Genomic DNA, 12,017 nt, shown 5'->3' with positions numbered 1-12,017 from the left:
AGCGAGATAATCGAGCGTGTTGAGGCCTTCGCGCAGGGCAAAAAGCCGCATGGAGGGAACGGCCCCGGCCAGCCCGAAGGCCTCTCCCGGCCAGATGAAATCCCTGGCTCCGGAGGCGTTGGAATAGACCAGGGGGACGGCCGCTTCGGGCACGCCGACCATGGATTTGGCCTGCCAGCGGTCAGCCTGCCACTGGGCGAAGCCGTCGACCCCAAGCAGGGAAAACGCGGCCAGCCGGGCGGGAAAAATCGGTCCACGGCGTGGCCTGCCCATCGGTCATAAACCCTGGCAGTTCTCCATAGGCCAGCAATACTTTTGCCCCAAGGCCACGAAAAAAACGCACCGCCCCCGCGTCGAGAAAAGCCGGGTCTGCCGACACGGACCAGTCCGTCACCCCGGTTCCGAGGCGCTTGATCCCGGCGGCCAGCGGTTGCCAGCGCGAGATGTCCAGGCGGTAGGCCAGGGGACAGGCATCACCCCACTCCCGGCAGGCGGCCCGGCGATAGTCGAGAAAAAGGGTATGGCCTTCCAGGTCACGTTCGCTGGCCGGTTCGTCCAGCCGCCAGGGAGCAACCGAGCCGTGCTCGGGATTTTCGTTATGAAACTCCTGGAACCGGGTGGCCTGCCAGCCTTTCTCCAGAATGTGGGCAGCCAGGAGCTCTCGCCCGGCGATGTTGCACTCCCGGGCCCCGGGCGCTGCGAAGGAGCAGGGCCAATCCGTGTGCAACGGCAGGATCCAATGGCTCACCGGCTGGCCATCGGCAAAGGCGGACCCATCGAAGAGCCCGGCCCAGGCCGCGTCGAAGGCCGTGAAGTCCCACTTTGCGCCGCGTGCCGACGGGGCCAGACAATCCAGGAGAAGCGTGCCGTCCTGGCGGTAGGGAACCAGGGTGAAGGTCGTGCGGAAATGGCGAAAGAGCCGGTGGACATTGAGCAGTGTGTCCGAAGTTGCAGGCAGGAGCCGGAGGCAGTCGCCGTAGGAATTCATCTCCACCAGCAGAGACGGACGCCGGGGCAAGGCAAATGGATACACGACGAGTTTTAGCGGGAAATTGCGCTCGCCACCGGGCCAACGCAGGACAACCGAGCCGCTGCGGACGCGGGGGGGCGCTTGGCGCGAAGCGGCCACCTCGACCACGGCCCGCCACGGCCGACCGTCCGTTTGCCCGGCCGTCCCGCCAAGGACCGGAAAGTGTCTCGGCTGCCCCTGCTCCATGGGAACCGCAACCTCGGGCACGCCCCAGATGTCCCAGACCCGATAGAGCCGGATGGTCAGGCCCTCGGAGGCTTCAAGGACCAGGGAGGCGTCGTCCAGGCACTCCCCTTCCTCGGGGGTCAGCAGCAACTGAAACCCCGATGTCTCGCCCCGGGCCAGGGCCAGGCTGATGGCCCGGCCGTCCCAGACCGGATTTAACGTCTGGCTTTGCCCAGACGGCTCCAGGGCCATGAGGGCCTGGGGAACGGGGCTGGCGGCCAGGGCAGGACAGGAAGCCAGAAGCAGCGCCAACAGGCACAACGCCAACAAGGCCTGCCGGTAGGCGGCCTCGACCTGCACGGCGACCAGCGGCCAGGAAAAACGTTCCTCAACCTTTTGCCGCCCTGCCCGGCCCATAGCCCGAGCGGCATCGGGAGCGCGGCCGAGGCCGGCCAACATCTCGGACAGCACCCGGCTGTCCCCGGGGGCGACAAGGCACCCGGTTCGGCCATCGTCTATGATCTCGGGAGTACCGCCGTCGTTGGTGCCAACACAGGGCCTGGCGCAGGCCATGGCCTCCAGCAGCACCGTGGCAAAGGGCTCCTGCCTGGAGGGCAGGGCCACCACATCGGCGGCCTGGTACAGTGCAGGCATGCGCTCCCTGGACATACGGCCGAGAAATTGTGTGGTTGCGGCAATCCCCGTTTTTGCGACGATAGCTTCGGCCGACTCGAGATCCGGCCCTTCGCCGCAAAAAACCAGCCTTGGACGCCTGTCAGACTCCAGGGCGGCCACAGCCTCGATCAGCGTAAAAATTCCTTTTTGCGCCTGCATGGCCCCGACGAACAGCACGGTGAACGCATCCGGCCAACCAAGTCCCTGCCGGGCGCTTTGGCGATCGCCCGGGCGAAACTGGTCCGGGTCCACGGCGTTTGGAATGCGTCGCAACCGCTGCGGCCGCACACCGGCCTGCAAGCCCTCGACCTCCTCCAGGGCGTTGAGGGCAATGACCGCTCCGGCCCCACGCAAGACCCGGGGCCAGAGAATGCGACGCTGCCAGATTTCCTGACGCAACCAATCCCGCCACCGGTCCAAGGCTCCGGTGTAGCCTAAAAAATGCCATGTGCCGTGGGTGGTTATCACATAGGGGCAGCCGATTTGCCGGGCTGCGGCCACGGCGTGCCGAGTGGTTTCCCAGATGGAGTGGGCATGAATGAGGTCGGGCCGGAACTCCCGCATGAGCCCGACAAGGGACCGGCCGTCACCCGGGCAGGCCCGAAGGACCGCCACGGCCTGATCCTCGCGAACGCCTGTGTCCTGGGCCCAACTCGCCACAGCCACCGCATGTCCGGCCGCCTGTTGCTGCTTGGCCAGATTGCCGACATGGGCCGTCACCCCCGTAATCCTGGGATAGAAATACTTGCAGACATGGAGGATTTTCACGCGCGCTCCCCCACGGCCAGCCGGGCCAGAAGCTCCAGAGCGCCGGCATACGCGCACACCACCGGCCGATTGCGGAAATAGATGATGCAGCCTTCCTCCGACGCGTCCACGGGCAGGCCGGACAGTTCCCGGGGCGTTGCGTGCGGCCGGCGGCAGGCGGCAAGATAATCGAGGGCGCAGCGCACTGCCGGCAACGGGGAGGCATCGCCCGTGGCCGCCGACCATTCGGCCAGGGCCAGGGCCAGGGCGGCCGTCGTCTTGGCGCAGGCCCCAAGGGCGGGTTGGAGCTGGCTGTAAAGCCAGGAGCCGTCGGCCTGCTGGACCGAGCGGACATAGTCCTGAAGCCGCCGGGCAGCCTCCCCGATCCGCCCCCCCGCGCCCAGGGCCAAAGCACCGGTCAGACCGAAGAGCACCCAGGCCTGGCCCCGCAGGAACACCTTGGGCACGACGCGACCGGGATGGCGACGCCACTCGGGGAAAAGGGGCGGGCCGGGCCGGGCCGCGCCGGCGGGGTCCCACCAGGCCCGGCCGATGTGCCCGTCCGGGCAGGCTGCCTTATCCAGCACGTAGCCGGCCCAGCGCCCGGCTATTGCCGCCGCCTGGGGCGCGTTGGGGAAAAAGGCCAGTCCCCTGGGGAATATGCCGGAATCGTTGATCTGGCCGAGGTAGCGCAGGTGGCGCGCGCCCTCGAAATAATATCCGGCAACTCCGCCGGACCCGGTCATGCCCCAGCTCGCGGCGGCGAACAGGCTCTCGCCCGCTCCCCGGGCATACGCCGCCTCGCCGCAGACCGCCGACAGGCGCGCCAGCCCGGCGGCGACAAAAGCCGTGTTAAACGGCACAACCCATTGGCTGATTTGCCTGGCCGACTCGCTGTAGCGAAGATCGACCCATTCCGGAAAGCCGCCTGGGCAGCCGGGGGCATGCAGGCGCGTTTCCAGAAGCCGGTCGCCAACCGTGCGGGCGATCCGGAGCAACCCATCGTCCTGGCGCGCGGCAGCGGCGGCAGCCAGCGCCTCAAGAACGATGCCCGTATCCCAACGCCAGCCGGCCAGACGGAATGCCGCCCCTGGCAGGTCGTAAAATGACCAGACGTCTCCCCGGGGCGTGACCATGGCCGCAAGACCCGAGGCCAGTCCGGAAAGGGTTGAATCAAAGGTGGGCCGGGGCTGGAGCGGCGTCTCAAAAGCTCCAAGATCCCTCCCACGGCCGTCGTACAAGCTCCAGCGGACGCCCTCCGGCAGGTCGAGGGAGCGCACCGCATCCCTGTCCGGCAGGACCAGTCCCAGATCGAGACCGGCCACGTCGGCGCGGACCGAAACCACGTTTTCCCAGCGGCAAAACGGCTCGGGATCGAGCACCGGCCCCAGGGGCGTCGTGCCAAGCACCCTGGCCTCGCGTCCATTGACCACCACCTGGCCGGGCCGGCCCGCGCTTTTGAGCAACACGCCGGACAGACGCGACGGCTCCGCCCGAAGCGCCGGGAAAAAAAGCCGTCGTCCGCCCCCAAGCGCCCGAACCCGCGCACCCAGCGTCGGTCCTGGCAAAGGCTGGCCCTCGCCCTCGGCGAGGGCCAACACGACCGTTTCCCACCCCCCGGTCATGGCCTGTACCTGCCGCCCCGCCGGGCGGTCACCCCTTCGATGGCCGCGACCACGCGCGCCGCATTTTTTCCCCAGGTCGGACCAGCCAAAGCGCTGCTCCGGGCCTGGGCCCCCAAGGCGGCGCGGCGCCGGGAATCCCGGCACAAACCGGCCACAACCGCGGCCCAGACTTCCGGATTTCCGGGTTCGACGAGCAGGCCGCTTACGCCGTCCGCCACCAATTCCCGCATCTGGCCGACCCGGCCGCAAACAACCGCCAGGCCGGCGGCCATGTATTCAAGTACCTTCATCGGTGAAAAGTAAAACGCCTCCTGGGCCGGGTAGCAAGCCAGTGCGATGTCCAGGTCCACCAGCAGGTCCGGCACGGCCTCATGGGCAACCGGGCCGAGAAACACGACCCGCCGGTGAAGGCCAAGTTCACCCGCCCGACGTCGCAGCGCGTCGGCCAGAGGGCCGCCTCCCACGACAACGCCCAGGGCTCGGGGGGCCATAGGCAGGGTTTTGGCCATGATCTCAAGGAACTCCACAGCGCCACGACCAGGGGAAAGCGATCCGACAAATCCGACCAGGACATCGTCGGCCTCGGCTTGGAGCCGGCTGCGAAGCGTCCCCCTGGGGCGGTCGGGGGAAAAGCGATCAACGTCCACGCCGTTGGGGGTGACCTCGATGCGGCCGGGATCGACCCCGCTGCGCTCGAGCCTTTCCCCAAGGGTCCGGGACACGCAAAACACCGTGTCCGCCCGACGCCACTGCCGGACTTCCTGCCACCGGGCCAGCCGGCCGAACAGTCCGGGCAGGTCCCCGCGAGAAGCCCGCTCGTCGGCCAGCGAGGCGTTGACCTCAAGCAAAAATGGCGGTGCGCCGGGACCGAAGCGCTCCAGAGCCCGGGCCGCTCCTGTCTGGCCAAGGGCATAACGCTCATAGACGGCGTGGGGACGAAACTCGTCCAGGGCCTTGCCAACGACCCGCTCGAAACGCCGCCGGTGCCAGGCCAATTCCTCAACCCTGTCGAACCACATGGGGAGGTGTTCGTAATAAAGCCGCGTTTTCAAGGACGGGACGTCCGCCTTTTCGCTGCCCGGACAAAAATCCTGCCAAGCCCCGCCCGGCGCTGCCGACCCGGCCTCCACCCGCGTAGCCGCAGGGGACACGTCGCGGGCAACCCGCCCCCGGCAGCGTTCAACGCCGTCCCGGACTGCCGGCCACCACGCCCGGCCCGGCACGACCGTGACGGGCAGCGGCGGCAGGTTGGGGCCGTCGGCGTTGCTGACCACCAGCCGCACCTCATGCCCCAGGCCGGACAGGGCCCGGGCCATGGCCCGCACATGGACCGAGGACCCGGCGCAACCGCCAAGGGGAACACCCCAGTCGGCGCAGCACAGCAGAATCCTCATGCCGCCTTGCCCTCCGGGTGGCCCAGGGCCAGTTGGAGGATGCGCCGGGCCTGGCCCTCCAAGGTGAAACGGCGCTCAACCTGGCAGCGGGCAGCGGCGGCCAGGGAGGCGGCCAGGGAGGGGTTTCCCAGGACTTGCCTGAGCGCCTCGGCCAGGGAGGCGCTGTCCCCGGGATCGGCCAGAAGGCCGCAACCTTCGGCCACCAGTTCCGGGATGCCGCTTAAGCGGGTGGAAACCACTGGACGCCCCAGAGCCATGGCCTCCATGAGGACCACCGGGATACCGTCCATGTCGCCATCCGGGGCGATCTGGCAGGCCAGGACGACGGCCGAGGCGTCGCGCATGCGCCTCATGGCCTCTTCATGGGGCAGGGCTCCGGGAAAAAAAACGCTCTGGGCAAGTCCCAGCTCGCCAGCCAGCCGCATGAGCTGCGGCCGCAGCGGCCCGTCGCCGGCCAGTTCGGCCGTGACCGCCTGCCCTTGTGAACGCAGACGGGCAAGGGCCTGGAGCAGCACGTCGAATCCTTTTTTGGGGACCATGCGCCCCAGGGCAAATATCCGGGGCACAGGCGGCCTCGCCGCCGGGGCGGGGTCGATTGTTGCGACGTCCACGCCGCAATGCACTACATGGATCCGCCCTGGGGCAATGCCGAACCGCTCGACGAGCAGGTGCTTGTTAAAGGCGCTTATGGTGGCCACGAAAGCGGCATCGGCCAGCCGGCGGGCAAGATGCGCCGGATCGACGAAGATGTCGGCGGCATGGAGGGTGAGGCTGTAGGGAAGCCCCGCCAGCCGACGCAGGTGGGCCAGCACGTCGGCCTGCTCCCAGCCGAAATGGCTGTGCAGGTGGGTGACGCCGTGGGCGCGAAAAAAATGCGCCAGCCCTACGGCGCGCAGACGATCCTGCAGAGCCAGACCTGGCCGGGAGCGCCAGAGGGCGTCCGACGCCGCCCCGGGACGACGGGCAAGCAGCCCGGCCAGGGCATACGCGAGGCAGGGGATCTGCTTCTTGTCTATATCGCGCCAGTAGAGCAATCGGCCCCGGCCGACGGCTTTGAGGGAGCCCGCCTGCCCCGGACCCGGCCGAAACATGGCCGCCACCACCGGAGGCTGGCTGGTAACGGCGGCGATAGCCCGGATTTCGGCAGACACGAAGGTCTCGGAGAGGACCGGAAAGGTCCGCAGGAAATAGCCCAACCGAGTCCCGGGCTGACCGGCACAAAGAGGTCCGGCTGACCGGCTCGGCCGGGCCTGGGCCGTGTCGCCAGCCTTCAGCACAGTTGCCTCCAGGTGGCGTCGAGCAGAATAAAGCCTTCCGATCCGGCAACATTCCTGAACCGCTCCTCGCCCTCGACATGGAAGTTGAGCAGATTCTCCCCATAAAAGATGGTATTCTCCACGCGGCCGGCGCTGACGCCCAGGCGCAGGGAATAGACACCCGGAGTGAACGGCAGGCGCTCGATGCGGCAGATAGCCTCGTGTTCTCCGGGTTGCAGTTCGTCCAACTCGATTTCATTGCGGCTGTCGTAGGTGGTGAGATAGAGGAAATCGGAAGTGTGTACGCCGATGCCGAACTTCGGCCGGACAAGGGGATGGTGGTTGTGGTAGCGGATGCGGATGTCGAGCGGATCATTGACCCGAATCCTGTTGGTCGGGTTTCCCTCGGGATCGGACAGGGTGAAGGAGAGCAATTCAAAGCCATCAATGGATTTGAGGTTGGCTTTGCCGTTGTTTCCTTGATTATAGATGGCCTGATCGCTTTTTTCAAAAAAGGCTTTGCAGATCGTCTCCGCCGGGCCGTCGGCAACCACCTTGCCATGCTCGAAAAGGATGCCGCGCTGGCAGATGCGCTGCACCTGCCTGATGTTGTGACTCACCAGGAGCACGGTTTTTTTCTGTTTGTGGATGAGGTCTTCCATCTTGTCGAAACACTTTCGCTGGAAAGCGATGTCTCCGACAGCCAAGACTTCGTCCACGATGAGGATGTCGGCGTCGATGCTCGTGGCGATGGCAAAGCCCAGCCGGACCTTCATGCCTGAACTGTATTTCTTGGTCGGCGTGTCGGCAAAGGGGACGATCTCGGCAAAATCCAGGATCGGGTCCACCAAGGCCTCAATGTGCTTGCGCGGCACCCCCAGGATGGAGGCGTTGAGGAATATGTTTTCCCGGCCCGTGAGTTCGGGGTGCAACCCGGCCCCGACCTCGATGAGGGGGGCGACCCGACCGCGGACCTCAACGTTCCCCCGGCTGGGGCTGGTGATACCCGACAGGATCTTGAGCAGCGTGGACTTGCCGGCGCCGTTTGAGCCGATAAACCCCACGACTTCGCCGGGCTCGATGGAAAAAGACACCTCGTCGAGGGCCTTGAAAACCCGGGGACCAGCAACTTTTTTTCCGGTGAACCAGCCAAGCGCTTCCTGCACCGTATGCTTGACTGTATGCAGCTGACCAAGCCTGAATTGCTTGCTGACGTTTGTAACCTCAATAATTGGCATTCGCTTTCCTGTTACCCGTAAATCAGGCGTCTATCGCTTGATGCATGATCGATCCTGTCGCTCGAACACTGCTCCACCGGGCCATGTTCATATGACATCGGCAAAAGATGTTTCCATGCGCTTAAACAGGGCGTAACTCAACGGCAGAACGGCAAAGACAAGCAGAGCACCGGGCCACATGATGGCGAAATCCGGTGGCTGGTCACGCAGTAAAATGTTCTGAAACGCATTGATGATGCCCACCAGCGGATTCATCGTGTAGAGAAAGAACAGGGCCTTGGAGGCTGTTCCGGCGGCCATGCGCACGAGCAGCGTCTGTTGGACCAGGCTCAGGGGATAAATGATGGGTGAAGCATACATGACCAGGGAAATGGCCACCGGCAGCAGTTGCGACACATCCCGGTAGTAGACGTTAAGCGCGGCCCCGGCCAGATTCACCGCCAGGGTCGTCAGGATCAGGTAGGCCAACAGCGCCGGCAACCAGAGGACCTGCAGCGACGGCAACATGCCGTACCAGGCCATAAGCGCCGCCAGGACGAACAAATCCACGCAAAATTCCACCACCTTGGTCAGGACCGCGGTGAGGGGGAACACCTCTCTGGGAAAGTAGATCTTCTTCACCAATACGGCGTTTAAGACGACGCTTGTCACACCCAAGGCCACCCCTTCCTGGAAAAACACCCAGGGGATGAGCGCCGTGAAGGTCAGTACCGGATAGGGAATGCCGCCGGAGTCGATGCCGATAAAACTGCGCATGAGCGTGAACACCAGCATGAGCATCACGGGCTTGAGTATGGTCCAGGCCGCGCCCATGTAGGCCTGCTTGTAGCGAACCACGATGTCCTTCCAGGCGAGAGTCCAGACAAGTTCGCGAAATTTCCAGATTTCCAGCACTGATCTGACAAGCGACATTGCTCTCTCCCCATTTACAACGATATGTGCCGGCGCAGGCAAGGCCCGACTCGGTTGGCCACGGGCAGGGGCAGGCGTCGCCAGCAGAATTCCGCCAACCGCCGCAGCCCATTGGGCCCTGTGGCAGGCTCCTCAGGCCGCAGTCCGCCTGTCGACACGTCATATGTCGCCCATTGCAACCCCGACGCCCCGGCTCCCCACTGGCGCTTGAACCGGTACGTTCCCCCGCCGGGAGAACTGCGCCCGAAATCAAAGGTTGTTTGCCCATCATCGGCCGCCTGGGCCAGCATGGACCAGTACAGAAGCATGTTGGCGTTTGTCCGGTTGTGTTCCCGCAGCGACGACGCCCAGGGCAGGCTGGTGAGGCGACCCTGGGAGAGGGTCAGCCCGGCGGCCGCAAGTTGGCCATCGGGCAGGCGCACGAGCCAGACCCGGCAAAGGGGACCGAAAGCCCGGGCCACGGCCCGAAACCAAGCCAGGGAGTGGGTCGGCGAACCGAGGTCGCGCATATTGCGGGCAAGGACCGCATAGAATGCGTCGAGCAGTTCCGCTCCCCCGGAAATGGCGGTCAATCCTTCGCGCACGGGCTTGAGGACCTGGCTGCGCAGCTTGGCCGGAAAGGCTTGCAAAAGCGCCTCGCCTGCCTCGGGCAGGGCCAGACGCATAAGGACCTTGCCGCACCCCGATTCGCTGACTCCACACCGCCGTACCGTCACCAGACTGTCGCCCTGTTGTCCGGCCAGATCCAGGGCGTACTCCACGAGCCGGGTGCAGGTCGCTTCGTCCTCGGCCAGGGGGCCGCCGTAATCGCAATACGGCAGAGACACCCATCGGCCGGTCCGGCCGGGTGTGCACATGCGCACCAGCGGGAGAATGCCGACGACCTGGCCGTCGCATTCGGCCGCCAGGGGAATGGCGGCGAACCCATACGCGTCGGAAACGGCCTCAAGCCAGGCATACCGGTGGTATGGGCCGGCCATGGGCGAACTGTCGACGTAAGCGTCCCAGGCCCTCTTGTCCGTCCGGGCGGCAATGACAATCCGCATAGAGGGCCTCAGGCCAGCAACCGTTCAAGGGGTTTGAGACAGGCGTCCCAGGCATGGCGCTCGACCACCAGCGCCCTGGCCCGTCGGCCCATGGCCCGACGACGCTCGCCATCCAACAAAAGCCCCAGGGCGGCCTGCGCAAATGCCTGCGGCTCATCCGGGGCCATGGCGGCCGCTTCGCCGGGGACCACGTCAAGGCCTTCCAGCGCCTGGGGAGTGGCTAGCACCGCCTTGCCCATGGCCATGGCCTCGAGCACCTTGTTTTGCACCCCTCTGGCCAGACGCATGGGAGCCACGGAAACCGTCGCCGCCTGCACCAGCGGCCGGATGTCCGGCACAGTCCCCGTCACCTGGACACCGGGCAGCGCATCCAGGGCGCGCACCCTGGCGGCCGGATTGGAGCCTGCAATACAAAACCGCACATCCGGCAGGCGTTGGCGGATCCGGGGCAGGACTTCACGGGCAAACCACTCAACGGCATCGATATTGGGGGGATAATCCATGGCTCCGCAAAAGATCATGGTGTTCCGTGCGGGTTCTGATTCATGTAATGCTGGAGCAAAATAGTCGGCATCGACACCGTTTGGCACACCTTCAACCGAGAATCTGCCAACGGCCCTCGGTCGCAGCAGGGCCGCCTCGGGGTCGGAGACCAGGATCACCGAACCGAAGTGCGTACCGGCCTTTTCCTCGTACCGGGCCAACAAACGGCTTTCCAGAGCATGGACACAGCCCAGGGGGAAGCGCCCCTTGGCGGCATAGGCACGCCATTTTTCGGAGTCCACGTCGACCAGGTCCAGAACCATGCGACGCGGAAGCGGCCCCGGGGTCCGCCGCAGATACTCTGCCATGGGTGCGCTGATCGCCAGCGTTGCAGCAATTGTTCGAGTAGCCAGAAGCGTATCGACATGCTTTTGCAGACGTCGGCTACGGAAATATTCCACTGACAGCGAAGATCCCAGAACCCCCCGCCACAGGAAGGGAAGTCGTCTCCATCGGGGCAGATGCACGGCATACAGACTGGCGCAGTAGGGACGCAGTGCGTCCACATGGACCGCCTCTTCCGGCTTATCAAGCAACGTCGCCAGATGAATTCGCCAACCCTGCCCGACAAGGTGATCAATGATATGAAATGTGCGGATTCTGTCCCCCTTATTCGGGGGATATGGGAGCCGCTGACAGAGGATGAGGATCTCATTTCCTGCCCTGCCCTCGTTCCCTGCAGGATTCTTCAGCAGCATGTCAGAGGCTTGGGGCATTTACGTTATCCTGAAATGTTCGCTCCCACAGACCGGAAGCAAGAAGCAGAAGTTATTACTGGGAACGCTTAATATCAAACATCTTGCCCGCACGCATCGATGGGGAGAAGCGCGGCCGCCATCTGGATCGGGCAAGGTGTTCGGTCTTCACACCCTAACCACTATTTGAGTTACCCAAGTGCGCTGTCTCCTGCCACCCGTGTCGGAAAACTTTACACACAAACTAGATTGCATCCGGGTCTCACACTGGTTTGGGATGCTGGTGGAGGCGGTTCGTCGATCTCCCCTGAATAATGGCTTCGGGCCATTGGCTGGGTTCGAATGCGAGGGCCGCTCCGTTCCCCGACCCTAACCATCACCGACGGATGGGGCTTTCGCGCCACTCCCCGGATACACGGCTGCCGACCTGGATCAGACCAAGCCCCTCGCCACCCGGGCCGGCCTGCCCTGACCACTGGTCAGGTGGATGAGCCATTTCCTGATTGATGCGACACAAACCGATCAAAACTATCAATTTTACAGGCACTGTTTCTCGCCTTAGACTGAATGAAAATACACTGCTACGCGGGTCGACTCTTATTCCTGGGCGAACAGGCCAAGGGGCGACTTGCGCATGATGCCAGACGACCGCGCCCTTGGCATCGACATCGGCTCGCGCACGAGAGCGCTT

8 protein-coding genes are annotated in these 12,017 nt (G+C 64.9%); all 8 read right to left on the bottom strand.

From position 1 onward, the window contains the following. Window positions 1-181 precede the first annotated feature (181 nt). A complete protein-coding gene (locus DVDV_RS06920) occupies window positions 182-2,638 on the bottom strand; it encodes a glycosyltransferase family 4 protein (RefSeq protein WP_075353967.1) in 2,457 nt (818 codons plus the stop codon). Then, on the bottom strand, window positions 2,635-4,242 hold the full coding sequence (locus DVDV_RS22695; protein WP_075353966.1) for a PBS lyase: 1,608 nt from the start codon (window positions 4,240-4,242) through the stop codon (window positions 2,635-2,637). Before DVDV_RS22695 ends, DVDV_RS06920 begins: the two co-directional genes overlap by 4 nt. After that, complete coding sequence (locus DVDV_RS06910; protein WP_075353965.1) at window positions 4,239-5,636, bottom strand: glycosyltransferase family 4 protein; 1,398 nt, start codon at window positions 5,634-5,636, stop codon at window positions 4,239-4,241. The genes DVDV_RS22695 and DVDV_RS06910 overlap by 4 nt, the downstream gene beginning before the upstream one ends. Beyond that, window positions 5,633-6,787, bottom strand: coding sequence for a glycosyltransferase family 4 protein (locus DVDV_RS06905; RefSeq protein WP_254845290.1), 1,155 nt, complete (start codon window positions 6,785-6,787; stop codon window positions 5,633-5,635). Before DVDV_RS06905 ends, DVDV_RS06910 begins: the two co-directional genes overlap by 4 nt. Before the next feature lie 119 nt (window positions 6,788-6,906). Next, the gene (locus tag DVDV_RS06900; RefSeq protein ID WP_075353964.1) at window positions 6,907-8,130 is read right to left on the bottom strand and encodes an ABC transporter ATP-binding protein; all 1,224 of its coding nucleotides are present in this window, start codon (window positions 8,128-8,130) and stop codon (window positions 6,907-6,909) included. 87 nt (window positions 8,131-8,217) lie between these two features. Then, complete coding sequence (locus DVDV_RS06895) at window positions 8,218-9,042, bottom strand: ABC transporter permease (protein WP_075353963.1); 825 nt, start codon at window positions 9,040-9,042, stop codon at window positions 8,218-8,220. Between the two features lie 14 nt (window positions 9,043-9,056). Then, complete coding sequence (locus tag DVDV_RS06890) at window positions 9,057-10,088, bottom strand: GNAT family N-acetyltransferase (protein ID WP_075353962.1); 1,032 nt, start codon at window positions 10,086-10,088, stop codon at window positions 9,057-9,059. 8 nt (window positions 10,089-10,096) lie between these two features. Next, complete coding sequence (locus DVDV_RS06885) at window positions 10,097-11,347, bottom strand: TIGR03087 family PEP-CTERM/XrtA system glycosyltransferase (RefSeq protein WP_083634694.1); 1,251 nt, start codon at window positions 11,345-11,347, stop codon at window positions 10,097-10,099. Window positions 11,348-12,017: the final 670 nt, after the last annotated feature.

The organism is Desulfovibrio sp. DV (assembly GCF_001936595.1).
Taxonomy (GTDB): Bacteria; Desulfobacterota; Desulfovibrionia; order Desulfovibrionales; family Desulfovibrionaceae; genus Solidesulfovibrio.
Note: the sequence above shows the minus strand (reverse complement) of the source record. Positions and strands in the feature narration are given on the sequence as shown.